This window comes from bacterium (genome assembly GCA_008933615.1).
Taxonomy (GTDB): domain Bacteria; phylum CLD3; class CLD3; order SB21; family SB21; genus SB21.
Genome location: WBUR01000035.1, coordinates 1 through 25,171, shown reverse-complemented (window position 1 = coordinate 25,171; position 25,171 = coordinate 1). Strand labels below are relative to the sequence as shown.

Here is a 25,171-nt window from a genome sequence, read left to right as displayed (position 1 = left end):
CCTATTTTTCTAAACTTCACTTGCAGGATTACCCGATGTATAAAAAACTCATCCGCCCGCTCCTATTTCAATTCGACTCCGAATCGGTACATGATTTTATTTTGAACCGCTTGGATCATAACGGCGCCTTTCTTAGCTATTTTAAAAAATCATTTCAGGTAAATGATCCTATTCTAAATCAGTCAATCTTCAACCGCCATTTTCCAAATCCTATCGGACTGGCCGCAGGCTTTGACAAATATGCCAAAGCCATACCGGCATGGAATTATCTCGGGTTTGGATTTGCTGAAATAGGCACGGTGACGGGACAGGAACAATCAGGTAACGAGCGGCCCCGGCTTTTTCGACTGAAGAAAGATCAAGCGCTGATCAACCGGTTTGGGTTCAACAATGCCGGCGCTTTGAAAACTTCGACGGCGCTGGAGTTGTGGAAAATAAAAAATTTACTTCACGCTATTCCCCTCGGCATCAATATTGGAAAAACCAAGGTAGTCGAACTTGAAAAAGCAAAAGAGGATTATTTGTTGTCATTTGAAACGTTGTGGACGTATGGCGATTATTTTGTAGTGAATGTCAGTTCGCCCAACACGCCCAACCTCCGCGAACTGCAGGATAAATCGTTTTTGACCGATATCATTCAGATTCTTACCGAATCCAACAGCCGACTGAGCAAAATTTCAGGACAACTTCCAAAACCCATTCTCGTGAAGATCGCTCCGGATCTGAATTTATCTCAGATTGACGATGTGTTGCAAGTTATCGAATCAACCAAAATCAGCGGAATTGTTGCCACCAACACAACGATCGAAAGAAACAATTTGCGGTCCGATCCACATCTATCAAAAGAGGCCGGTGGACTGAGCGGAAAACCTTTGAAGAAAAGATCTACAGAGATCGTTCGTCATATTTATGCTTCGACGCAGGGTAAAATTCTTATCATCGGCGTTGGAGGAATTTTCACAGGGGATGACGCCTTCGAAAAGATCAAAGCCGGCGCTTCTTTACTTCAGATTTACACCGGTTTTATCTACGAGGGCCCAATGGTTTGTAAGAAAATAAATAAAAGGCTGATTGAACTCGTAAAACGGGACGGATTCAAAAATATTACAGCGGTTGTGGGCAAAGAATGAAAAGACGTGATAGACATTTCTTTTGCCCACCGTCTATTGCGGATATTGACTAAAATTGGTACAGTAATTCGTTTATACAATAGTTATGCAATATGCCAACGCTTGTTTAGACCATGAATGCAGTAGTTGATACAAATATTCTGTACTACTGGAGCGGCTTAAAACCTTCCGCAAGGATATCGCGCCAAAAGTGCATGTTGCAATTACAGACCTTCCAAAAGGTGTATATTTCAGAGTTGAGTTTACTCGAGGTTTTCACCAATTCTGAAAACAGTCGTGATGATAACAAAAGGATGCTTGCGTTCATTCGCGATAGGAAAATTCCGGTCATTAAGTTGTTAAGCTCATACAAATTGGTTAAGCCGAAGGATCTTGTATATGCGCGAAACACGGTTTTTGACAAAAGTTTTCTTTTGAATGCCTATAAAAAGAAAGTCTTGATGGAGGAGGCGTTTTTGTCTGCCACTATGAATGGCGCAATTGCTGTTCTGGCAACAACCATTTATGCCAATCGTTTGAAATCAGACAAGTCGAGGTTCCGCACTTTTGAAAAGAATATTGAGGGCATTATCATCGGCAATGAAAAGTTGATCAAGTCACAAATCAAGAATGTGCTTGTTGACTATTATCTTACGAATGATGAAAAGAAGTTAAGACACTCAATTCGCGATCTACTATTGCAACTGCTAGATGTTGTTATGATAAGTTATCATTGTGTTGTTAATGGTGTATCAATCGTTGATATGGATATTGGAGAGGTAAGGCAAGAAAAGATAGACCAATTAAGTCGAGGGATAGCTAACGATAAGCTTGTAAAGCGAATCAGAAAAAAACTGACGCGAAGTGAGTTTAAGCCCTTGATCTCAGATAATCTTTTAGTCAAATATTTAGATGCTGAATTGAATGCACTTTACATATTAACCGCTTCTAAAGTTAATAAGAATATCATGAGATATCTGATTCTGCTAATGCGGAATATGTTTGTCAATGATCGGCAGTTTAGAAAAAACGACATTATTGACTCACTGTTTTTGGAATTTGTTCCTGATTTCCAGTTATTAACTAATGATTCCAAATTGTGTGAAGGGTTGGAGCTGATTGATAAGTCTCAAGCGGGTATTAATAGTGCTTTCATAAACAATATAAAAAAATAGAACGTGTGCACGACACATAACATCACGCAGGCAATCGTTCGCTGCAACATGCGGCGACCATAGCGTGGCATGATCAGGGCGCTCCGCAAATTGTAGGACGCGGATAGAATTGCAGATGAACTGGAGGGAAAGTAACTATATATGAGGAGAGTTAATGATAGAAACTGAAATTCAAAGTAAAACAGCTCCGGAAACACCGGACACGTCCCCGTTTCTACCCGCAACTGCAACCGGTCTGCTGGTTGCTAGCGTAATTTTTGGATATATTGTAACCATGCTTTTTGCCGTGGCGGGTATTATGAGTTCGTCGATGGATACCGGAAAGGGGGTTGGAGACCTCATTTTGAAAATAGGGTTGCTGGTCGGGACCATCTGTTTTGTCGTTCCGGCTTATTGGTATACGCGCAGGGAAAACAAATCCATTAAAGCTATATTTCGTTTTCATCCCGTTTCATCAAAAACGCTGATCTTGTCATGTGTATTAGCTTTGGGATTGGTGGTGGTCACGGACACGATCGACCGCTGGATCGCGCCGATGATCAACAGTTATCTCGACAGCACGATCGGGGCTTTGTCGCCGGAATTAATGTCCGACAAAATCCTTGAAAAAATGAAGGAAGAATTCAAGATCACCGGTTTCATGAGCGGCTCGTTGCTCATTCTCGCCGCGGTCTTCGCTGCAGGAATTTGCGAGGAAATGCTGATTCGGGGCATGTTCCAGGGAGCTATGGAAAATAAAATGAATGCCGTGTGGGCCGTCGTTATTTCAAGTTTGGTTTTTTCATTGATCCACATTAATCCTTGGGGCGGCGTACAGATTTTCATTATTGCGATATTTCTTGGCGTCATCGTATGGCGAACGGGCAGTATCATCCCGTCTATCATCATGCACGCCATGAATAATTTCCTCGTCATTGTATTCAACAATCTCGATCCGGAATCGTTAATCTGGTATGGCGATGAAAAACATATTGAACCGGTTTTGGTGGGCATTGGCATCGCTTTTTTAATAGTCGGGATAATTGGACTGTGGAATATTTCGGCAAAAGACCGCATATCCGGATGAGGTAAAGTTAGCTTATTACATAAAATCATGTGAATATATGACTTTTGTCATAGACATCTAAATCAAAGTTCGTTACTTTACTGCGTTATTACACAAAGGTAAATCATGCCCGTATTTGAATATCGCTGTAAGAAGTGCGATGAAAAATTCGAACAGCTCGTGTTTTCTGCCAAAGAGAACGTGGAATGTCCTCGATGCGGAAATGCGGATAACGAGAAATTAATTTCTGTTTTTGCAAGTAAACATTCTCACGGAGCTGCGGCTTCACCAAGTGTATGCAGTTCCAGCGGGAGCTTTACCTGAGCGTAGACTTTTAACCGATAGGTTATCGGTTTTTCAAATAACTCCTTTGTGATTCATAAGGAGGACTCATGATTTCAGCGATCGCGGGATTTGCCGCAGGTTCCATACATGTATTGGCCGGTCCCGATCATCTTGCCGCGATCTCACCGCTTGCCGTCGAAGGGAAAAAATCCACATGGATTATCGGTATGCGTTGGGGACTGGGCCACACCGCAGGCGTCGGCCTCGTCGGCCTGCTTGCCGTACTCGGACGTGAACTGATTCCCATCGACCTTATCTCATCTTACAGCGAACGGCTGGTCGGACTTGTTCTGATCACGATCGGCATCTGGGGCATTCACAAAGCGCTTTCCAAAACCATTCACACACACCATCATGCGCATGACGGGGCGGAGCACGTTCATGTACACACCCATGCCATCTCCGGGCACGATTCCGAAAAAGCCCACCGTCATTCGCACGCGGCATTCGTTGTCGGCATCATTCATGGCTTTGCAGGCAGTTCTCATTTTCTGGGAATTCTTCCCGCGCTGGCATTGCCCACACGTATGGATGCGGCCATTTATCTTGCCGCGTTTGGCGCAGGAACGATTTGCGCCATGATGGCTTTTGCATCGGCTATGGGAATTATCGCCGTAAGGCTCGCTCAACATGGAATTCAATTTTATCAACGATTGCTAATCGGATTCAGCACCGCCTCCATCGTTATCGGCGGGGTTTGGTTTTTTATTTAAATGAAGGCGCACGTTATGCACGAACTTTCGGTCGCTCAGGAAATCATAGGTATTGTGCAGGAAAATCTACCGGACGGGAATACGCATTGTGTAAAAGCGGTAAAATTGAAGATTGGCAAACTGACCAATATTCTGCCGGATTCGCTTACGTTTTGTTTTGAAGCGCTGACCAAAGATACGGCTCTTGACGGCGCCCAATTGGATATTCAGCATATTCCCATCACCCTACAATGTAACGGCTGCCGAGTCGTTTCTGAAATCGAGGGCTTTATATTTGCCTGTCCGTCTTGCGGAAGCGCTGACATCAAAACCATTGCGGGTGATGAATTGCAGGTATCGGAAATCGAAATTAGCGATTAAGGAGCAACCATGAGCCTGATTACCTTGGAACGAAAAGTACTGGAAAAAAACGACGTGATTGCTCAAACGATAAGGAATCGGCTTCGCGAAAAAAATATTTTTGCGATCAATTTGCTCAGTTCTCCCGGTTCAGGAAAAACAAGCCTGGTCGAACGAACTATATATCATCTCAAAAACAAAGTCAAAATTTCAGTCATTGAAGGCGATGTGCAGACCGATCTGGATGCGCAGAGAATAAACGTGCTGGATATTCCCGTTGTGCAGATTGTTACCAACGGCGCATGCCATCTTGAAGCCGCGCTCGTGCGGGATGCGTTCGATCAACTGGATATAAGCGACACTCAGATGTTAATTATTGAAAACGTAGGCAATCTCGTTTGCCCTGCGGGATATGATCTGGGCGAAACAACAAAAGTAGTAGTACTCAGCACAACGGAAGGCGATGACAAACCGCTCAAATATCCTGCGATGTTTCGTAATGCATCCGTTCTGATTATCAACAAAACCGATCTTCTTCCTTATTTGCCCTGCAATATTGAGACAATGAAAACAAACGCTCGTTCGATCAATCCGTCATTGACAATTTTTGAAACATCATGCACAACAGATAAAGGTATGGCCGAATGGTGCAGTTGGCTTGAGTCACAAATAAAAAAGTGAAAACACGTATTCACATAACGATCCGGGGAGCAGTTCAGGGCGTGGGTTTTCGCCCTTTTATTTATAAACTTGCGCATGAAGTAGGTTTGCCGGGTTTTGTGCTCAATTCACCAACCGGCGTGTTAATTGAAGCAGAAGGTGAAAAAGAAATATTAGACCGTTTCGTACTACAAATTCAATTCAAAAAGCCGCCTCATGCGATTATCTATAGTATGGAATTTTCATTTCTTGATCCGGCAGGATATATCGATTTTCAGATTCGCGAAAGCGATTCAAACGGGAAAAAATCGGCGTTTATCATGCCTGACCTGGCCGTTTGTGATGAATGCCTCACGGAAATGTTTGATTTGAAAAACCGCCGGTATCTTTATCCATTTATCAATTGCACGCACTGCGGGCCTCGGTTTTCGATTATAGAATCGTTGCCGTATGACCGTCCGAATACATCTATGAAACAATTTAAAATGTGTGAATCATGTAAGAATGAATACGATAATCCGTTAGACCGACGCTTTCATGCCCAGCCGATCGCTTGTCCGGATTGCGGGCCGCATATAGAAGTTTGGGACAAAGATCGGAATATGCTGGCCGGCCTTGACACCGCGATACAATTTATAGTAGACGCCATAAAAAACGGCCGGATCGTTGCCATGAAAGGCCTGGGAGGCTATCAACTGATCTGCCGCGCGGACGATGATAAGGTCATCGGCCGTTTACGCGAACGAAAAAAACGCGAGGAAAAACCGTTCGCGGTCATGTTTCCCACTATGAAATCTATTCAACAACACTGTGAGATTTCGAACTTCGAGGAACGATTGTTACATTCCGCCGAATCGCCAATCGTATTAGTGCGGAGAAAAGAAAATGTCCGTCGCTCGAAAGTATCGCTTTCGGTTGCCCCGGAAAACCCTTATCTAGGCGCGATGCTTCCCTATACACCGTTGCATCATATTCTTCTGCGCCAATTGAAACTCCCGGTCGTCGCAACCAGCGGAAATGTATCAGAGGAACCGATGGCGACGGCCGAAGATGAAGCGGTAAATCGATTACATGAAATCGCAGATTTTTTCCTCGTTCATGACCGACCGATTGTTCGCCATGTGGATGATTCTATTGTTCGTGTTGTCATGGGCCGTGAAATGATCATGCGCCGCGCGCGCGGATATGCGCCGTTGCCGATAACAATTAATCACATGGAAAGCATCGAAGGCCCTTCCGTTATGGCTGTTGGCGGGCACTTAAAAAACACTATTGCCATTTCTATTGATAAAAATATTTTTACAAGTCAGCATATCGGCGATCTGTCAACGCAGGAAGCTTATACCACATTTTTCAAAGTGGGTCAGGATTTCCGGCAACTGTATAATGTTAAACCCAAAACCATCGCCTGTGATAAACATCCGGAATATCTGTCGAGTAAATTCGCAGAAACCTTGGCAGAATATCCCATCCAAGTACAGCATCATGAAGCGCATATAGCGGCGTGCCGTTTGGAAAATCAGATCGAAGGACAAGCGCTCGGCGTTTCCTGGGACGGTACGGGATACGGCCATGACGGAACGATCTGGGGCGGTGAATTTTTTATTTCAAATGACGACGGATTTAAACACGTTGCACAACTTCGGCAATTCCGATTGCCCGGCGGGGAAAAAGCGGTTAAAGAACCTCGACGCTGCGCGGTGGGAATTTTGTATGAAATGTTTGGCGAGCAACTTTTCACCGATCATCAGGGATTACTTAGTAATTTTAAATCTGAAGAAGCCATTGTTATTCATCAGATGTTGTCAAAGAAGATCAACTCGCCCATTACTTCGAGCGCAGGGCGCTTATTTGACGCCGTAGCGTCGCTCATCGGTTTACGCCAACATACAAATTATGAAGGACAGTCCGCCATGATGCTCGAATTCGCTGCAGATTCTGCGATTACAGGAATTTTTGATTTCGAACTCCGACGTACAGAACGCGTAATCCTCGATTGGCAGCCGATGATCGAAGCAATTTTGATTGAACTAAGACGAAAAGTTCCGGCCTCAATTCTAGCGGCAAAATTTCACAATACTTTGGCTGAAATGATCGTTGCCGTGGCAAAAGAGACCGGCGACCAAAAAGTCATCCTCAGCGGCGGTTGTTTTCAAAATGCCGTTCTGCTGGAAAAAACGGTTCAGCGCCTAAAAGCCGATGGATTCAAAGTCTACTGGCATCAGCGCATACCGACCAACGACGGAGGAATTGCAGTCGGGCAAGTTGCGATCGCTATTCAGAGCGTGCATAGAAAGTCAAAAACTGAAATGGAACATTCGTTGGTTTAGGAATACTTTACCTAATAGGAGCAAATAAAAAATCAAATCTCATAAATTAAAATTACATATCAAAAAGACTAAAGGGCAACATTTCATCATCGTCCAATTTTCACTTTTGAGTTTTGATATTTCATATTTGATTTTTGGTGAGTCTTTTAAATTAAGAAGGAGATAAATATGTGTCTTGCCGTTCCCGGAAAAATAATTTCCATCGACGATTCGGCCGCGCTTCGTATGGCCAAAGTTAATTTCGGCGGCGTCGGTAAAGACGTGTGCCTCGAATGGCTGCCCGAGGCAAAGATCGGCGATTATGTTCTTGTGCACGTAGGTTTTGCTCTAAGTAAAATTGACGAAAAAGAAGCGGAAGAAACTTTGCGCATGCTGACGGAAATGGGAGAACTAATCGAGGAAGAGGAGGAACGGAAGAAATTTAATGCCGAAACCGCCATTAAAACGTAACGAGGTGATCCGTGCGCTATATTGACGAATACCGCGATGCCAAAGCCGCAAAACATTTTGCCGAACTGATCAAAAAAACAGCCACGCAACCATGGACGATCATGGAAATTTGCGGCGGGCAGACGCATACGATTCTAAAATACGGTATCGAAGATCTTCTGCCCGATTCGATCACGCTGGTTCACGGCCCCGGATGTCCGGTCTGCGTGACTCCGCTTGAAATGATTGACAAAGCAATCGCGATTGCTTCCCGTGACGACGTGATATTTACATCGTTTGGCGATATGCTCAGAGTTCCGGGATCCAAGAATGATCTGCTAAGCGTGAAAGCCAATGGCTTTCAGGTTAAAATGCTCTACTCCCCGCTCGACGCCGTTCTCCTTGCTGAAAAAAATCCGGATAAGAAAGTGGTGTTCTTCGCCGTCGGATTTGAGACTACTGCGCCGCCTAACGCGATGGCCGTTGCGGAAGCAAAACGCCGGAATATAAAAAACTTTTCGATCCTTTGTTCGCACGTGCTCGTTCCGCCCGCTATCGAAGCGCTTTTGTCCTCCCCTCTCACAAAAATTCAGGGATTTCTCGCAGCGGGCCATGTGTGTACGGTAATGGGTTATGATGAATATATTCCGCTCGCGGCAAAATACAAAATTCCGATCGTCGTTACCGGATTCGAACCGGTAGATATCTTGCATGGGGTATGCCTGGCAGTAAAGCAATTGGAAGAAAAAAAACATACAGTGGAAAATCAATACAGTCGCGTGGTTCAGAAAGAGGGTAATATTCCGGCGAAAAGACTTCTATCGGAAATATTCGATACTGTAGACCGGAAATGGCGCGGCATTGGAACTATCCCCAAAAGCGGCTATCAGCTAAAAGAAGCTTTCGCGGAGTTCGATGCAGAGAAGATTTTTAAAGTAAAAAACATCTCTCAACCCGAGTCCTCCATATGCATAGCAGGTGAGGTTTTGCAGGGATTAAAAAAACCAATTGCTTGTTCCGCGTTCGGAAAAGAATGTACACCGGAACATCCGCTCGGCGCGCCAATGGTATCGTCCGAGGGCGCCTGCGCGGCATATTTCCATTATGGGAAGATCAGTAAAACAGGTTAGAAAGGATCGTGAAGGTCAAAATAACAAATCACAAAATCCAAATAAGTTTCAAATGCCAAACTGAAGTTTCATGAATTGTTCTTCAATTGGAGTTTTGAAATTGATATTTATTTGGAATTTGAGTTTTGAGATTTGGAAATTATTGTGAAACGGAACAACCATGAATGAACCTATGGACATCGGCTCCGGCTTAGGCTGCCCCATTCCGATCAGCGAGTATGAAAAAGTATTGCTCGCGCACGGCGGCGGCGGAACCCTCTCTCATCAATTGATACAAAAATTGTTCTTTTCGCAGTTCGACAGCCCGTTATTGCATGCGGAACATGATGGCGCAATATTTGAGGCGGGCGGAAATCGTTTTGCTTTTTCAACGGATTCGTACGTAGTACAGCCGATATTCTTTCCGGGCGGCGATATCGGTGATCTTGCTGTCAACGGTACCGTCAATGACCTTGCCATGTGCGGCGCTAAGCCGCTTTATATGTCCGCAGGTTTTATTTTAGAAGAAGGTTTTCCAATGGAAGATCTTTGGAAGGTCGTGTTGTCCATGAAACGTGCTGCAGAAAAAGCCGGCGTTCAAATCGTAACCGGCGATACAAAAGTGGTGGATAAAGGCAAAGGCGATAAGATATTTATCAATACTTCCGGAATTGGGATTATTGATAAGGGAATAAATATTTCGCCGCTCAATGCGAAAATCGGCGACGTCATATTACTCAACGGCCGCATAGCCGATCATGGTATCGCCATCATGTCGGCGCGCGAAGGACTGACATTTGAAACAACGGTTGAAAGCGATACGGCGGCGCTCAACGGATTGGTCGAAGCGATGTTTAGTGTTACAAAGAACATCCACGTTCTCCGCGATCCTACGCGCGGCGGTATTGCCAGCGCGGTGAACGAAATTGCCGTGACCGCCAATATCGGTATTCATATTGAAGAAGATAAAATTTCTATCACCGAAGAGGTTAAAGGCGCCTGCGAGATTCTCGGCCTCGACCCGTTGTACATTGCCAACGAAGGAAAACTGCTGGCCTTAATCGCGCAGGAAGACGCGGAGAAAGTTCTGAACGCCATGCGCGCTCATCCGTTAGGAAAGGACACTCGGATCATCGGAAAAGTAGTTTCGGAACATCCAAAAAATGTAGTGATGAAAACGTCCATCGGCAGTCTGCGAATCGTTGATATGCTGTCGGGAGAACAGTTGCCGAGAATTTGCTGAATGGAACTGTCTACGGATCGTCAAATTATAATAACCTCTGAACGTTTCAAGAGACTATACAATGAATAACACTAAACATAAAATAAAAAATGTTTAAGTTTTTTGACAATCCGTGTATTACTTCCCAACGTTTCTATGGTGTTTCGACTTTTTCATTATTTATCTCTTGTTATATGCTTTTAATTTTCTTCTATTTTGTGCGTTAAAGAACTGAACAAGTCTAACTATGATGAGTAAATCCGTCACATTGATCACGCAAAATGATACGATGCGTTCGATCTTGGCGAACCTCGATAAGACGGTGGCGTCCGACAGTTCTATTCTGCTGATCGGAGAAACCGGTGTGGGAAAAGAACTGGTTGCAGAATACATTCACCGCACGAGTTCGCGCAGTATGCAACCCTTTGTGAAGATCGGCTTGTCGGCGCTGCCGGCGGAACTTCTGGAGAGCGAACTCTTCGGGCATGAGAAAGGCGCCTTCACGAGCGCATCAACGGAGAAAAAAGGGTTATTTGAACTTGCCGATACCGGAAGTATTTTCCTCGACGACATTGACGATTTTCCGCTTCATCTTCAGTCCAAACTTCTGCGCGTCTTGGAGTCGCGTGAATTAATGAAGATCGGCGGACACACATCCATTCCTATTGATGTTCGCCTTATCACGGCATCCAAGATCGATCTGAAGGAACTGGTTGAACGCGGGCTGTTCCGCGCCGATCTTTTTTACCGGATCAACGTCGTTCCGGTGACCATTCCTCCGCTACGTGACCGGCGTGAAGACGTTCCGCTGTTGATCGAACATTATCTTCAGCGGTTCGCGCCCGATAAGACGATTACCGTCTCACCCGATGCCATGCGTGCGCTGATTCAATACCATTGGCCCGGCAATGTGCGGGAATTGCGGAACACGATTCAACGGATGTCACTCTTTGTTACCAAAGAAATCGGCATCCAGGACTTACCTAAAGAAATTCGTGAAGAAAATCCGATAGATTATTTGCTGAAAGCATGTAACCGTTGTTTTGTTGACGGGAACATGACGTTCGATCAGATCACCGCCTGCCTCGAATCCAACCTCATCCGCCAGGCAGTCCGCCAAGCCGACGGTAATCGTTCCATCGCCGCCAAAGCGCTCGGCATGAGCCTATCTACGTTTCGGGATAAAATGAAGAAATACGATATTGAAATAGACGCTTCCTGATTCTCACGCCTGCATCAATTCTCCGCGCTGGAATAGATCATTTGCTCCTTACCGAAACGCAATGCTACCGCAACACTAAAAACTTTGTCAGTTCCTCAGCTTTGAACCGCTGACAATCTTAAACGGCAGTGCAAATAAAGCATAAATCAATTTCAGTACTCCGTCCAGCGTAATGCCGATGATTCGAAAGGGAAGAAAGATCAGCCAGAGGAACGGATAAACGATTAATGCAGCAATGGCCAGCGGCCAACAAAGAACGAGGAGGATACACCATAAGAGGAACGTGACCATATGGATTTTCTTTCAAAAAACTGACCTATTTTACGGATTTGTGATGTATGAAGTTTCATTATTGAACAATCAAAACGTCATTCATATCTCCCCCTGCAAGCGGTTTTCCACTCTAGAAATAACGAATTTTCGCTAATGAACAATACCTGAGTTTTGTAAACGCTTATTTTACAAAAAATGAAATTCGGCTCACATCTTGCCTTCCAATATTAGAACCAATCTATAGTCCCATCACTTTGAACACTGTTCTATTGAATAGCGGGTTCCGGTCGTATCCATAACTATATCAGGTTGAGAAGAAACCTCGCCATCTGAACATCCCGCTAGGAATCAGTCCTTTTATTTTTCATTAAGGAGATCGAGCGCAAGGAAATTTCCGCGCAGCAGAAAATATGACAAACATGAATGTATTGCTTGTAAAGTGAAATAGGTTTCTAAAATTATCAAAAATCCTATTCCGGTTTACAATACGAATGCAATTTTTATGATCCGGTAATCAACGCGAGTCTGTTATCTTAACTAATAAGGAGGTTTTATGAAAAGACGAATCTTAATTACTTTATTATTCTGCTGCATGTTGTTTTATACCATGCTGCCGTGCACATCTTTTGCCAAAGACCCCACTCTAAAGGAAAAAATTGCGGCACTCGCGGCCGAAGGCAAGACGATTCCCGTAGTTTATGTTGTTTACACATGGGACGGTATTAAAGGACAACAAACAAGACCGCCCAGCATTATTTCGCAGGATCTTTTTAAACAAAAAACCGTGCCGGATGCGTATAAATCTGTAGTTGATAACGTGATAGAATCGCTCAATACCGGTTATGGTGTAACATGTTTTACCGGCGTTCCTTTTGACAGTTTGCCAACAAAAGAGTCATCGGTTTTTGGCAAAGAACCCGATTGGTCTGCTGCGGATTACAGCTTGTATGTTTCAGTCGTTATAAACGGAGTCTACGATTTAATACTGGGTCAAAGCAGTAAGACGATTAAATTGACCATGAAGTGCGAGATCAAGATCATGGAAAATATCGAGAAAAAAGGGAAAAAGAAGTCCGATACCATAAAGACGCTTTATGCAACAGCAGCTACGAAACCTCTGACCGTAAAGTCGGCCTACAGTACCTTTGAAGAATTCACAAAAGATATTCCGCCGGAATCGGTTGTAGATGATCTGAAAGGGGCTGTTGCAAAAGAAGTTGGGAAATATGCCGCTAAAAAATAATGTCTACTCATTAATATAGATAGGTAGGATTACGCCGCCAATTCTCAATTTCGTATTGAGGATGGCGGCTTTTTATTATTCGTATGGTAAAAAGAACGTGAAACGTAATTCGCAAATAATACTCATAGGGATTATTTTTGTCCTCATTTCTTCGAGCCGGGCTACTCAAAAGGATACCGGACTGCCCGCCGGGTTTGACGAAAAACCAACCAAAAAATATAATGCATTGACTCTTCAAGCGGCCACCGCAACTCACCATTCTATCCAAACCTCAGACACTCATGATTCGATGATGATTCGAAAATTGGTAAACGAACTCAAGGGCATCGAATTATATTTTGTTTTTAATAACAATTTCAGAAAAATGACAGAAGGGTTAAAAATGCTTTTAGAATATAAGCAACTTTCGATGCCTCCACTACTTCAAACGGTCGCAACTCACTTCCGGATCACGTCAATCGACGAGAATCTAAGGCTCATGAATATTGAGTGTATCGATTGTGAAACCTCTCGTCGCATGAGTTACTGGGACATCGAAGACGGCAGTGTTTTGATCGGAACGGTAGAAAAGGGATGCGGGCCTCTCTGCTCATACCAAATAGAATTTTCTGTTTTCCGAAACGGCACCATGGAAAAGATTGATAAGACATCCGTCATGCCGTCGATCTCCCTGTCTGATTTTCTGAGTGATCCGGCGGAAGCGGAGGCAATCATTTCCGGCACGGCGTACGAAATGCCGATCCGTTTGAGAAATAACGGGAACGACCTTTCGGTCGGCCTGTGGCTCGATGAACCGGACAAATACATCAAAAAACTGAGGGGTGATCTGATTCCTTTTACATGGAACGGCATGAACTTTTACCGGGGCGAAATAGTTAATTCTAGGCAAAGATAAACTTATAAACAACCAACCAAATGAATAAATTCCTTCATACATCATCCCGTCTCATTATTATTTACCTCGTCCTCTTTTTCATCTGGATTGTTTTGAAAATAAATTTTAACGAGGACCTGGCGGGCAATATTTTCGGAACCGTGTTCCTCGGCGCAGTACTCGGCGGCGTCGTGTATCTCCTGATCACAGTCACACAAGGGCTGCTTTCGGATACACATAATCGGCGCATGGATGTTTTTTTAAAGGCGCTGGCTATCCTTCTGTTCATCATGGCACTTCCTTTGCTTGGATATGGTATAGTCCAGGTCTTCGTGACCCAAAATGAATTCCTCTGGGGTTTACTCACGTTCTGCGCAAGCGTGATCATGATACTATTCGCCATTCTGTCTCTTGTGGTTTATAGAAAATAGGCGACTACTCAACTTACTTTATGAAACTCTATAAGCTTGAACAAGAATCAGCAAAATCCGACAATAACTTCATTACACGAAGAAATTACGGAGTAAAGACGAGCATCATCCCTGCGACTCCTTCGGAGTCGGACGAAATCCCATTAAATCATTTCTATAGAGGTGGAGTCCCTTCGGGATTCAAGGCTCCTGCTGATTTCAGCCGGGACGCGGCGTGATGTGTATAGAATTGCGGTCACACCAAATTTTCAAGCCCCGAAGGTGCGACATTCCGCTCCGTGGATATACAACCTCAACCCTGTCCCTTCTCCTTACAAAGGAGAAGGGCACGTACTTTTTCATTTAGTACGTGCTCTCTCCTCGATCGAGGAGAGGGATAGGGTGAGGTTGAAGAAAACTGCAAGCCATTCCCAGCGACTCCTTCGGAGTCGGACGAAATCCCATTAAATCATTTCTATAGAGGTGGAATCCCTTCGGGATTCTGTACCGCGGATTTGTAATCCGCGAAGTCGCGGAATGAAATTCCGCGGTACATTTCGTAACGTTTTCCCGCCACCGGAGTTGCGAATTCCCGTTAATTTTTCTGAGCCGCCACACCTATCTCTCCATTTTTCAAGGCTCACTTTTGGGCACATAAATTGATTGTAATTAATTCCAATCACAGTCAACCTTATGGAAGACAAGTCGTCCAAAAAGAGCCTGCAGTTTACCGGCGAAGTCGTTGAAACATTTGATGAACAAGGGAAACGTGCGGCTAAAATCTGCGTTGATCCCCATATCATTGAAATCGTACTTCAGGAAAATGAGGAAGCACGTCTAAGCGATAAGGTCATTATAGAAGCTACCGTTTCCGTAACCAGCGTTAAACCATTTGTTCCATCGACGCGGGGAGAACCCGTCTGACGGAATTCCGCAATAGCTTTAACGGATTTCCGTACATGACGAATGTTGTTTTTTTCTATGTTGAATCTTTTCAGTTTGTTAATCTGCGGCACGCCGATTGCTGAATTTATATACACCTGAGCGAAACCTAATCATATCTGTTTCGCAATGTTTGCCTGATATTTTGATTCCTCCATACATTTTTTTAATACTAAACAGCGAGGGCACTATGAATGACCAGTCTCTCACCATCTATGAACAGATGCAGAAAGAAGGATACTCTCGGCGCGATTTTATCCGCTTTTGCAGCTGGATGACGGCTTTCATCGGAGTGGAAGCCAGCGGGCTCGGCAGAGTCGTGCATGCTCTGGAAACCAAACCGCGAATTCCCGTGGTATGGTTTCATTTCCAGGAATGCACCTGCTGCAGCGAATCTTTTATACGTTCCTCTCACCCGATCGTGGCGGATATTCTGCTCGATAAAATTTCGCTCGATTATACGGAGACCCTGCAAGCGGCCGCAGGCCATCAGGCTGAAGCGGCGCTTCATGAAACCATGAAAAAACACAAAGGCGAATACCTGATGCTGGTTGAGGGTTCCATCCCGACCGAAGAAAATGGCGTGTATTGCTGTATAGGAGGCCGCACGGCTCTCGATATCGTCAAAGAGGCAGCGGAGGGCGCCAAAGCGCTCGTGGCATGGGGAAGCTGCGCATCCAACGGTTGTATTCAGGCAGCGAATCCGAATCCGACCGGCGCAACGCCATTACACAAAATCATTAGCGGCAAAGCGATCATCAATGTTCCGGGCTGTCCGCCGATCGGCGAAGTCATGGCCGGAACCATCGTTCACTTATTGGCATTTGACCGTATACCGCAACTCGACGGGCTCGGCAGGCCGAAAGCGTTTTATTCCAGACGCGTACATGACACGTGCTACCGCCGTCCAAATTACGACGCAGGCCTGTTCGTCGAATCGTTTGATGATGAAAATGCAAAACGCGGATACTGTTTGTACAAAGTCGGCTGCCGCGGGCCCGTTACTTATAATGCCTGCGGCGTGATGCGATGGAATAACGGCGTGAGCTATCCGATCCAGTCCGGCCACGGATGTATCGGATGCAGCGAGGCTAATTTCTGGGACAACGGACCGTTCTATCAGCATCTGGCTTCGTTCCCGGGCTTTGGTATTGAAACGACCGCCGATAAGATCGGCGTTGCCGTGGGCGCCGCCACGTTAGCCGGAATGGCTGCGCATGCGGTTACGACCAACATCAAGAAACGAAAAGAGATCAAAGAGCATATTGCGCAATCGCATAAAGAGAAAGAAGGAGGTGCCTAATGGCAAATCGAATTGTCATCGATCCCATCACCCGCATTGAGGGACACCTTCGTATTGAAGTTGAAGTGAAGGACGGAAAAATCGTGGATGCCTACAGTTCGGGCACCATGGTGCGGGGATTCGAACTTATTCTGAAAGGCCGCGATCCGCGTGACGCGTGGGCTTTTACGGAACGCGCGTGCGGCGTATGCACCACCGTACACGCGCTGGCGTCGGTGCGAACCGTCGAAGACGCCTTAAAAATCACCGTGCCGCCGAATGCGGAATTGATTCGTAATCTTATGTTCTGCGCGCAATATCTGCAGGATCACGTAGTGCATTTCTATCATTTGCATGCGCTGGATTGGGTGGATATCGTGAGCGCATTAAAGGCCGATCCGAAAAAAACATCGGAAATCGCGCAGAGTATTTCCAACTGGCCGAAGAGTTCGCCGGCCTATTTCTCCGATCTGCAAAAACGACTCACCGCTTTTGTCACCAGCGGCCAACTCGGCATTTTTGCCAACGGCTACTGGGGCCATGCGGCGTATAAACTGCCGGCGGAAGTGAATCTCATAGGTGTGGCGCATTATCTCGAAGCGCTTGAATGGCAAAAAGAGATCGTAAAAGTTCATACGATCTTCGGCGGCAAAAATCCGCATCCGAATTACCTTGTCGGCGGCGCGCCGTGCTCCATTAATATTGACGACTCAAACGCTTTAAATGCCGAACGTCTGGCGTATGTCGGAAAACTATTCGAAGATGCAAAAGTTTTTGTCGAACAGGTGTATATCCCCGATCTGCTCGCCGTGGCCTCGTTCTACAAGGATTGGGGCGCGATAGGCGGAGGATTGTCAAATTATATGTCGTACGGCGATCTGCCGATGAACGGATACGGCGATCTGTCGAAATTCAAATTCCCTCGCGGCGCGATACTCAACCGTAATCTGGCAGAAATTCACGAAGTGGACGGAAAGAATATTGATCAGGTACAGGAGTTCATCAAGCATTCATGGTATGAATATTCCGACGGCAACGATAAGGGTAAACATCCATGGGATGGCGAAACGAAATTCAATTATACCGGGCCGAAACCGCCGTACGACTATTTGAATGTGGACAGCAAATACAGCTGGCTGAAGACGCCGCGATGGAAAGGTAACGCGATGGAAGTCGGGCCGCTGGCAAGGCTGCTCGTTGCATACGGTTCCGGACACAAAGAAGTACAGGAAACCATCGGCGCTGTGCTGAAGAAACTCGATGTGCCTGTAGCCGCTTTATTCTCAACGCTTGGACGGACGGCTGCACGCGGAATTGAAACGCAACTGATTGCCGGATGGTCAATGGAATTCTATCAGCAGTTATTAACCAATATCAAGAACGGCGATACGCGCACCTTTAATAATGAAAAATGGGAACCGGCCACTTGGCCGAAAGAAGCAAAAGGCGTCGGTCTCACCGAGGCGCCGCGCGGCGCTTTGGCGCATTGGATCGTGATCAAAGATCAGAAGATCGATAATTACCAGCTAGTCGTTCCGAGCACATGGAATGCCTCGCCGCGGGATCCGGAAGGTAAAATGTCGGCGTATGAATCTTCGCTGATCGGCACGCCGATAAAGAATCCGGAACAACCCTTAGAGGTATTACGAACGATTCATTCGTTCGATCCTTGCATCGCATGCGCCGTCCATCTCTATGATGAAAAGGGTACGTACGTTCATCAAATCCAAACCTTTTAGGAGATGAAGTATGCATACAGCAACATTAAACAGAGTCTACGTTTGGCAGATCCCCGTCCGCCTTTATCATTGGCTCAACGGAGCCTGTGTGACGGCGCTGGCCATAACGGGATATATTATCGGCAGCCCTCCGGCTCTGCAAAGCGGTTCGGAGGCTTCCTTCGGCTATTGGTTTGGAACGGTGCGTTTTATTCATTTCACGGCCGCATTCCTGTTCTTCTTCAATTTTATGTTCAGGATCTATTGGGGTTTTGCAGGCAACAAATACGCTCAATGGAGAAATTTCATCCTGCATAGGAAAGAACAGTTTCAGGAGGCTATGGAAGTATTGAAGGTCGACATCCTCCAGGCCAAAAGCAAACCGATCGAATCGATCGGACATAATTCGCTCGCCAGCTTCACCTACTTCATAACGTTTATCGCCTTTCTGTTCCAGTGCATCACCGGCTTTGGAATGTATGCGGCGATGAGCGATGCTATCCTTCCTAATCTATTTGCGTGGATCGTTCCTCTGATGGGCGGCGACTTTGCCGTTCGCCAGTGGCATCATTTGACCATGTGGTTCTTTATTATTTTTTCAATGGTCCACGTATATCTTGTTTTTTATCATGACTACGTCGAAGGCCGCGGCGTTTTATCCTCCATGGGCGGCGGCTGGAAATTTATTGAAAAGAAGTAGTCATCCTGCCGAAATAATAGGGCGAACCGAGAGTTCGCCCTTTTTTTTAATAATTTCTGCGAGATAACTACTCAGCTACTGTAAATTTTCCCGCAGATAGCGCCGATTTACGCAGACAAAACTTTCTACGTGAATTTGTAGAACCTGCGGAGATCGATTTGAATAAATCAAACTGTTTTTGCATAGAATAATTAATTATTGCGGTTGCGAACAAAACAACTTACTTTTTAAACACCTGTCTTACCAAGCGATACGCTATTGCGGTTCCATGGTTTCACATCGCGCGCTAAGCGCCACACCTTGTGGAAATATCTATGAAGATTCTTGTATTAGGCATTGGCAATGTTCTCATGGGCGATGAAGGCGCCGGGGTTCACGCTATACGTGAACTGGAAAAACAAACCTGGCCTGAAAACGTTCATTTTCTGGATGGCGGAACGGGCGGATTTCATTTGCTGGAATATCTGCAGCATTATAAAAAGATCATCATGATCGACGCGACGATGGACGGACAGCCACCTGGAACCTTACGAATCATACGGCCTCGGTTTTCAAGCGATTTCCCCAAAGCCCTTAGCGCGCACGATATCGGCCTGAAGGACCTTGTCGAGTCAGCCGCAATCCTTAACCACATGCCTGAAGTGCATCTTATCACGGTTTCCATTGAAAAGGTTCAACCGATGAAGCTTGATCTTTCACCTGACATACAAAATGTTTTGCCGAAAATTACAAAATCGGTTCAAGAAATTCTCCATTCCTTAGATGAAACATCGTCTGTCGCGTGAGTTTGATTACAAACCAAGAAGCAGTTTTTAAAAAATATAAAGTGGAGTCCAGATACCACTAAAAAATAACGGGGCGTAACCGAAAAGCCAAATGAGTAGGTGATAAAAATGAGGAGACGGAAATGGTTATCATAGCATTAATTTATCTCGCGATTGTCGTACTGATGATTGCTTCTCTCTGGATCATTTTCACGAAAGCCGGTAAACCCGGCTGGGCTTGCCTTATCCCGATCTATAACATTATCGTTCTGTTGGAAATTGTAGGGAAGCCCTGGTGGTGGCTTTTGCTTATGCTCATACCACTTCTTCAAATTGTATTTATCATAATAGTTATTCACAACCTGTCGCTGTCCTTTGGTAAGAGTACTGGTTTCACGGTAGGATTGATTCTTCTCGGGGTTGTATTCTATCCGATGTTGGCCTTTGGCGATGCCACGTACACCGCTCCGGCAAAGAGCAGTTAAAATTTTCTCACAATTACTGTCAATAACAAAACGGGTTTTTCAAATTGAAAACCCGTTTCTTGTTTTGTTATTATGTAGGCTCTGGTAGCAGCGAATGTATTTCCTCACTCTCCACAAACAACTGTGGTTTAATACTGAAGGGAATCCCTTGGCCTTATACATTATCCATTATTCACTGGTTACTGATTCCTCACGTCTTCTCCCCAGTGCAGTTTATTCCGCAGAACTTCAAAGAAATTTCGTTCGCCAAATCGAATCAGGTTAATTTTATGCGCGGCCTGCTTGATCGTCACTGAGGTCCCAGTGTGAATGTCCGCGTCTTCATGGCCGTCGGCGGTTAGTTTTACGGTCTCGTGCGATTCCAACGTCAGCCTGACAGTTCGGTCTGAATTGATCACCAGCGGTCTTGCGGTCAATGTGTGCGGACAGATGGGATTAATGATAATCGCTTCAAGGGTTGGCGCCAATATCGGCCCGTTGGCCGAAAGCGAATAGGCTGTGGAACCCGTGGGCGTCGCTACAATCAACCCATCTGCAATATATGTATTGAGAAATGCCTCATCAACCTCCGTTCGGATTTTGATGAACCTTACTGTCTCGCCGCGAACAAGAACAAAGTCATTTAAAGCATACGCCGCTTCGGAATCCCAACGCGCCTCGAGTACCATGCGTTGTTCGAGATGATAATCCTTTGCTTTAACGCGTTCAAATGCCTGTTCCAGTTCCTTCGTTTCTACTTCCGTCAAGAACCCTAATTTACCTACATTCACGCCAAGAATGGGTTTACCGGAATCCCCTGCCAGGCGCGCCGTCATTAGCAGGGTCCCGTCCCCGCCGAACGAAATAAGATAATCCGATTGCTTGGCCAATTCTTCTTCTTCTGCAAATGGGATCTTGTTCGCAAGCTTTTTATCTTTACATATTTTTTCCGCATCCTGATCCACCACGAAGTCATAGTTTTTTTCTATCAGCCATGCCAGAAATTTCGGCAGGATCGGAATCACGTTTTCTTTCTGAACGTTTACAATAATACCAAATGTCATAATCGACTCTCTTAATTATGGGATGAGTAACGGCACTGTCGTACGTATTGAAATAAAATCAACAATGGTGTCATACTTTAACTTTTCGTCGGACGATACTTTACTAAATTATGTGCTTCGTTAAATACTTCCAGACACTCTTCGTTTGAAGGTTTATATTTTGCAAATTTAACCAGATCGCAAACTTCCAGAAATCGCCGCAGCAACGTGACAAAGTTCTCTTCAATGACGCGTTTTTTCCTAAATTCACCTATGAGTTCGGATGTAGTAGACTCAAGCGCCGGAATATGAAATTTATTCTCGACATATCCCCGGATAATATCGGATATCTCAACGTGGAATTGCTTGAACTCCCCTTGTTCAACCAGCCCTTTTTCTTTAAGCTTGTCTAATGCTTCCAGTGCGATTTCCTCCGGAGACCGAATGATTTCAGGAATAACCCGGGGAGCAGGATGTAATTTACGATAACGATATTTCTTGTATAATTTTATTCCAAAATAAACCAACCCTCCGGTCAACGCTAAGGCCAACACCAGATAGAGCGCCAACAGCCGCCAATTTATTTCTCCTTCAATGATCGGCTTCTCCGGGCGAATATCTTTGAAACTGGTATCAATGGAACTGGTTACCCTGATGCGTTTGGATTGGCCTTCGATCGTGAGCGTGTCTTTATTGAAAAGAAATTGCACTTTCGGCGCTGCGATCATATAAGTGTCGATATTGAAGGTCGTCAGAAGATAATCCGTTTTTTCAATGAGCCGGCCGTTTTGTTCCGTTGGTTCTAACTTCTTGATTTGCGTTAATTCAAATTCGCTGAAATCAACACGGGGTTCTCCTAAAATTTTTGCCTTCGGCCCGTGCGTTATCGTTATGGAGTAGACGAGCGTCTCCCCGATCGAGAGACTGTCTCGGTTGGTTGACACGTCGACCTTCATGTCCTGCGCGTGCAAACTCACACACGTTACCCAGATTATAATTAGGTATAAACAATGTATATACATTCGGGGTCCCTGTAACCGATGATTTTCTGTGATTAATTTATACAAATTTTGCATTCGGCGCAATACAACTTATCGGACTGAATAAGAATTTTCTTGTTTATCTTTTGCCTTTTATGTACGATCACCTGTTATTTAAAAACTAAAGCAACATCCTATGCATCGGTTTCTCGCGCCGGCCGGTTGGCTTTGGCAATACTACCAAAAACACAAAGGCATCATCGGCCCATTCTATTTCGCTATTGGATTTATCCTGCATAATCTGAATCCTAAGCGCATTGACGTCATGCGGGACAACTATCAGTTGCTTGCCTATGTCGTATTGGCGGGCATTTTGATCATCATGTCGCATTTGATCGAAAGCGGCCGTCTGCGTTTCGCTTTTTTCGAGAGCCGTGCTAATTGGATAACGGCAGGCATCCAGTTTTTTATGGGCGGGCTTTTCAGTAAACATGTGTATTTCTATTTCCAGAGTTCCGCCGGACTCAAATCGTTTTTGTTTATCGCAGGGTTAATGGCTCTCCTGCTGATCAATGAATTTTACAAAAAGAAATTTAACTATCTTTACCTCCAGTTTGCAATGTATTTTATCGCCTGCGTGTCGTTTTTTATTTTTTTCCTCCCCATCATAACCAAAGAAATGGGACAGAAAACATTTCTTTTAGGTGGAGCAATGGGTTTGGCTTTTACGCTGGTCGTTTTGGCGGTGGTTTGTTTCGGCACATCAAAAGTCACGCAAAAATCATTTCTCAGATCGTCTTTTGTTATTCTCATCATTTATATCCTGCTCAACGTGTTCTATTTTATGCGATGGATCCCCCCTGTTCCGATGGCGCTGAAACATTACGGCATTTATCATCACGTTGCAAAAAGCGATTATCTCTACTCGCTGCAGTTTGAAAAGCCGGAATGGTATGCGTTTTGGCGAAATTCCAGCAGCGTATATCAATACCGTCAGGGCGATACGGTGTTTTGTTTTACCTCCATCTTCGCGCCAACCGAGATGAAGAAAACGATCTACTACGACTGGCAGCGGTATGAGCCAAGCCGGATGCAGTGGATTTCGCAGGAAAAACTAAGCTACCTGCTTCAGGGCGGACGTGAAGGCGGCTATCGCGGGTTTTCCTACAAGACGACGATCTGGCCCGGGGAATGGCGGATTGAAATCACAACGGAAGAGGATATTTTGCTCGGGGAACTGAACTTCGATGTAGTTTGGGCGCAGGGCAACCTCGAGCGTAAGATGAAGACGATTCTGCGGTAAATTGCTTCACAATATACCTCCAAAAAACTCAAAAAAAACCTTGCTTTATACGCATTCGCCCGCTATATTTGCAGCCTAATTTATAATACTGTAATCCAACAGAGTTTTGGAGGCAAAAAGTGTACGCAGTAGTTGATATCAAAGGTTTTCAGTACAAATGCGAAGCGGGAAAGAAAGTCGTTATCCCGCGCATTGCTGAAGCGGAAATCGGCGATAAGGTCGTTTTTGATAACGTCCTTTTGATTTCCGAAAATGGCGACGTCCAAATCGGCACGCCTACCGTAAAAGGTGCAAAAGTAGAATCGACCGTTTTAAGCCACGGTCAGAACGACAAAGTCATTCACTTCCGTAAATACCGCCGAAAAGGTTTCCAGAAGAAGAAAGGCCATCGTCAGCCTTTTACGGAAATTGAAGTTAACGCGATTTCAAAGTAAGGAGTATACCATGGCACATAAGAAAGGACTAGGCAGCACCAAGAACGGGCGTGACAGCCACGGCCAGCGTCTCGGCGTCAAACGATACAGCGGAGAAGTAGTGCTCGCCGGTAACATTATTGTCCGCCAACGCGGCACTAAATTCCATCTCGGCAAAAACGTCGGGATCGGCAGCGATGACACGATCTTTTCGCTTATTGACGGCGTTGTCAAGTTCGAACCCAAAGACAAAACACGCAAAAAGGTCAGCGTGTACCCCGTTCCGGAAGCAAAAGCTTAAAGATTACGGAACAGCAAAGCATAAAACGGACTCAAGAATCTTGAGTCCGTTTTTTTTTGCCCAAAAACGCTTATAATTGTTTTTAAAAAAAAATAAAAGTATATTTCTCTTATTGAACACAACATCACCCAGGGTTTTGGCATAATGCCCTTTGTCCCTTCGTGAAAAAATTAATTACACCTCTTAATGTTACAGGAGATATTCCCATGAAAATTACAGTAGTAGGCGGCGGAAATGTTGGCGCGACGGCCGCACAGCGCATAGCCGAAAAGGAATTGGCCAATGAAGTCGTATTAGTTGACGTCGTTCCGGGCATGCCGCAAGGCAAGTCCTTGGACATGTATGAATCGGCCCCCGTCGAACGATTCGATTCCCATATGATCGGAACGCAAGGCTATGATGAAACGGCCGGATCCGATATCGTTTTGATCACCGCAGGATTGGCTCGAAAACCCGGTATGAGCCGCGACGATCTTCTGCTGAAGAATACCGAGATCGTTCAAGGTATCACACAGGAAATTGCTAAACGTTCACCTAATTCGATCATCGTTATGGTCACCAATCCGCTGGATGTCATGACCTATGTTGCCTGGAAGGTCAGCGGATTCGCCAAAGAACGCGTGATCGGTATGGCTGGTGTTTTGGACTCGGCGCGTTTTCGCAGTTTCATTGCGATGGAACTCGGAGTATCGGTCAAAGATGTTTCTGCATTCGTACTTGGCGGACATGGCGACACCATGGTTCCACTGCCGCGTTATTCCAC

At 45.2% G+C, this 25,171-nt stretch carries 28 protein-coding genes; 25 read left to right on the top strand and 3 right to left on the bottom strand.

Annotation, left to right across the window (positions count from 1 at the left end; translation table 11 throughout):
• The first annotated feature begins 35 nt into the window (after window positions 1–35).
• The 12 genes from F9K33_12770 (at window position 36) to F9K33_12715 (ending at window position 11,698) form a co-directional block, all read left to right on the top strand.
• Complete coding sequence (locus F9K33_12770; protein ID KAB2878560.1) at window positions 36–1,130, top strand: quinone-dependent dihydroorotate dehydrogenase; 1,095 nt, start codon at window positions 36–38, stop codon at window positions 1,128–1,130.
• A 113-nt stretch (window positions 1,131–1,243) separates the two neighbouring features.
• Entirely contained in the window at window positions 1,244–2,284 is a 1,041-nt protein-coding gene (locus F9K33_12765; protein KAB2878559.1) for a hypothetical protein, read from the top strand.
• A 154-nt stretch (window positions 2,285–2,438) separates the two neighbouring features.
• A complete protein-coding gene (locus F9K33_12760; GenBank protein ID KAB2878558.1) occupies window positions 2,439–3,350 on the top strand; it encodes a CPBP family intramembrane metalloprotease in 912 nt (303 codons plus the stop codon).
• A gap of 105 nt (window positions 3,351–3,455) precedes the next feature.
• The gene (locus tag F9K33_12755) at window positions 3,456–3,653 is read left to right on the top strand and encodes a zinc ribbon domain-containing protein (GenBank protein ID KAB2878557.1); all 198 of its coding nucleotides are present in this window, start codon (window positions 3,456–3,458) and stop codon (window positions 3,651–3,653) included.
• Between the two features lie 68 nt (window positions 3,654–3,721).
• A complete protein-coding gene (locus F9K33_12750) occupies window positions 3,722–4,387 on the top strand; it encodes a High-affinity nickel transporter (GenBank protein KAB2878556.1) in 666 nt (221 codons plus the stop codon).
• On the top strand, window positions 4,388–4,747 hold the full coding sequence (gene hypA / locus F9K33_12745; GenBank protein ID KAB2878555.1) for a hydrogenase maturation nickel metallochaperone HypA: 360 nt from the start codon (window positions 4,388–4,390) through the stop codon (window positions 4,745–4,747). It abuts the gene before it with no gap.
• 9 nt (window positions 4,748–4,756) lie between these two features.
• The gene (gene hypB / locus F9K33_12740; protein ID KAB2878554.1) at window positions 4,757–5,407 is read left to right on the top strand and encodes a hydrogenase nickel incorporation protein HypB; all 651 of its coding nucleotides are present in this window, start codon (window positions 4,757–4,759) and stop codon (window positions 5,405–5,407) included.
• A complete protein-coding gene (gene hypF / locus F9K33_12735; GenBank protein ID KAB2878553.1) occupies window positions 5,404–7,716 on the top strand; it encodes a carbamoyltransferase HypF in 2,313 nt (770 codons plus the stop codon). Before hypB ends, hypF begins: the two co-directional genes overlap by 4 nt.
• Before the next feature lie 168 nt (window positions 7,717–7,884).
• A complete protein-coding gene (locus F9K33_12730; GenBank protein ID KAB2878552.1) occupies window positions 7,885–8,166 on the top strand; it encodes a HypC/HybG/HupF family hydrogenase formation chaperone in 282 nt (93 codons plus the stop codon).
• Between the two features lie 11 nt (window positions 8,167–8,177).
• A complete protein-coding gene (gene hypD / locus F9K33_12725) occupies window positions 8,178–9,275 on the top strand; it encodes a hydrogenase formation protein HypD (GenBank protein KAB2878551.1) in 1,098 nt (365 codons plus the stop codon).
• Window positions 9,276–9,447: 172 nt separating this feature from the next.
• Window positions 9,448–10,497: a hydrogenase expression/formation protein HypE gene (gene hypE / locus F9K33_12720; protein KAB2878573.1), complete on the top strand. Its 1,050-nt coding sequence runs from the start codon at window positions 9,448–9,450 to the stop codon at window positions 10,495–10,497.
• Window positions 10,498–10,723: 226 nt separating this feature from the next.
• On the top strand, window positions 10,724–11,698 hold the full coding sequence (locus F9K33_12715) for a sigma-54-dependent Fis family transcriptional regulator (protein ID KAB2878550.1): 975 nt from the start codon (window positions 10,724–10,726) through the stop codon (window positions 11,696–11,698).
• 87 nt (window positions 11,699–11,785) lie between these two features.
• On the opposite strand, the gene F9K33_12710 is transcribed toward F9K33_12715, so the two are convergent.
• Window positions 11,786–11,989 carry a hypothetical protein gene (locus F9K33_12710; GenBank protein KAB2878549.1) on the bottom strand — a complete coding sequence of 68 codons (204 nt, stop codon included), beginning with the start codon at window positions 11,987–11,989 and terminating at the stop codon, window positions 11,786–11,788.
• 535 nt (window positions 11,990–12,524) lie between these two features.
• Here F9K33_12710 and F9K33_12705 point away from each other — a divergent pair.
• The 9 genes from F9K33_12705 to F9K33_12665 all read left to right on the top strand — a co-directional run bounded on the left by F9K33_12705 (window position 12,525) and on the right by F9K33_12665 (window position 20,389).
• A complete protein-coding gene (locus F9K33_12705; protein ID KAB2878548.1) occupies window positions 12,525–13,214 on the top strand; it encodes a hypothetical protein in 690 nt (229 codons plus the stop codon).
• A gap of 97 nt (window positions 13,215–13,311) precedes the next feature.
• Window positions 13,312–14,109, top strand: coding sequence for a hypothetical protein (locus F9K33_12700; protein KAB2878547.1), 798 nt, complete (start codon window positions 13,312–13,314; stop codon window positions 14,107–14,109).
• A gap of 92 nt (window positions 14,110–14,201) precedes the next feature.
• Complete coding sequence (locus tag F9K33_12695) at window positions 14,202–14,519, top strand: hypothetical protein (protein ID KAB2878546.1); 318 nt, start codon at window positions 14,202–14,204, stop codon at window positions 14,517–14,519.
• A 672-nt stretch (window positions 14,520–15,191) separates the two neighbouring features.
• A complete protein-coding gene (locus tag F9K33_12690) occupies window positions 15,192–15,422 on the top strand; it encodes a hypothetical protein (GenBank protein ID KAB2878545.1) in 231 nt (76 codons plus the stop codon).
• Between the two features lie 208 nt (window positions 15,423–15,630).
• Complete coding sequence (locus F9K33_12685) at window positions 15,631–16,743, top strand: hydrogenase small subunit (GenBank protein KAB2878544.1); 1,113 nt, start codon at window positions 15,631–15,633, stop codon at window positions 16,741–16,743.
• Window positions 16,743–18,461, top strand: coding sequence for a nickel-dependent hydrogenase large subunit (locus F9K33_12680; GenBank protein KAB2878543.1), 1,719 nt, complete (start codon window positions 16,743–16,745; stop codon window positions 18,459–18,461). The genes F9K33_12685 and F9K33_12680 overlap by 1 nt, the downstream gene beginning before the upstream one ends.
• A gap of 10 nt (window positions 18,462–18,471) precedes the next feature.
• On the top strand, window positions 18,472–19,140 hold the full coding sequence (gene cybH, locus F9K33_12675; GenBank protein ID KAB2878542.1) for a Ni/Fe-hydrogenase, b-type cytochrome subunit: 669 nt from the start codon (window positions 18,472–18,474) through the stop codon (window positions 19,138–19,140).
• Window positions 19,141–19,454: 314 nt separating this feature from the next.
• A complete protein-coding gene (locus F9K33_12670; GenBank protein ID KAB2878541.1) occupies window positions 19,455–19,925 on the top strand; it encodes a hydrogenase maturation protease in 471 nt (156 codons plus the stop codon).
• Window positions 19,926–20,047: 122 nt separating this feature from the next.
• Window positions 20,048–20,389 carry a signal peptidase I gene (locus F9K33_12665; protein KAB2878540.1) on the top strand — a complete coding sequence of 114 codons (342 nt, stop codon included), beginning with the start codon at window positions 20,048–20,050 and terminating at the stop codon, window positions 20,387–20,389.
• 179 nt (window positions 20,390–20,568) lie between these two features.
• Here the strand turns inward: F9K33_12665 and F9K33_12660 are convergent, their stop codons facing one another.
• Both F9K33_12660 and F9K33_12655 read right to left on the bottom strand, forming a co-directional pair.
• Window positions 20,569–21,432: a hypothetical protein gene (locus tag F9K33_12660; protein ID KAB2878539.1), complete on the bottom strand. Its 864-nt coding sequence runs from the start codon at window positions 21,430–21,432 to the stop codon at window positions 20,569–20,571.
• 77 nt (window positions 21,433–21,509) lie between these two features.
• Entirely contained in the window at window positions 21,510–22,367 is an 858-nt protein-coding gene (locus tag F9K33_12655) for a hypothetical protein (GenBank protein KAB2878538.1), read from the bottom strand.
• A 220-nt stretch (window positions 22,368–22,587) separates the two neighbouring features.
• Between F9K33_12655 and F9K33_12650 the strand changes: the two genes are divergently transcribed.
• The 4 genes from F9K33_12650 to F9K33_12635 form a co-directional block, all read left to right on the top strand.
• A complete protein-coding gene (locus tag F9K33_12650; protein KAB2878537.1) occupies window positions 22,588–23,694 on the top strand; it encodes a DUF2914 domain-containing protein in 1,107 nt (368 codons plus the stop codon).
• Window positions 23,695–23,813: 119 nt separating this feature from the next.
• Window positions 23,814–24,128, top strand: coding sequence for a 50S ribosomal protein L21 (rplU, locus tag F9K33_12645; GenBank protein ID KAB2878536.1), 315 nt, complete (start codon window positions 23,814–23,816; stop codon window positions 24,126–24,128).
• Window positions 24,129–24,138: 10 nt separating this feature from the next.
• Window positions 24,139–24,408: a 50S ribosomal protein L27 gene (locus F9K33_12640; GenBank protein ID KAB2878535.1), complete on the top strand. Its 270-nt coding sequence runs from the start codon at window positions 24,139–24,141 to the stop codon at window positions 24,406–24,408.
• Between the two features lie 206 nt (window positions 24,409–24,614).
• On the top strand, window positions 24,615–25,171 hold a 557-nt coding region (locus F9K33_12635), incomplete at its 3' end, for a malate dehydrogenase (GenBank protein ID KAB2878534.1).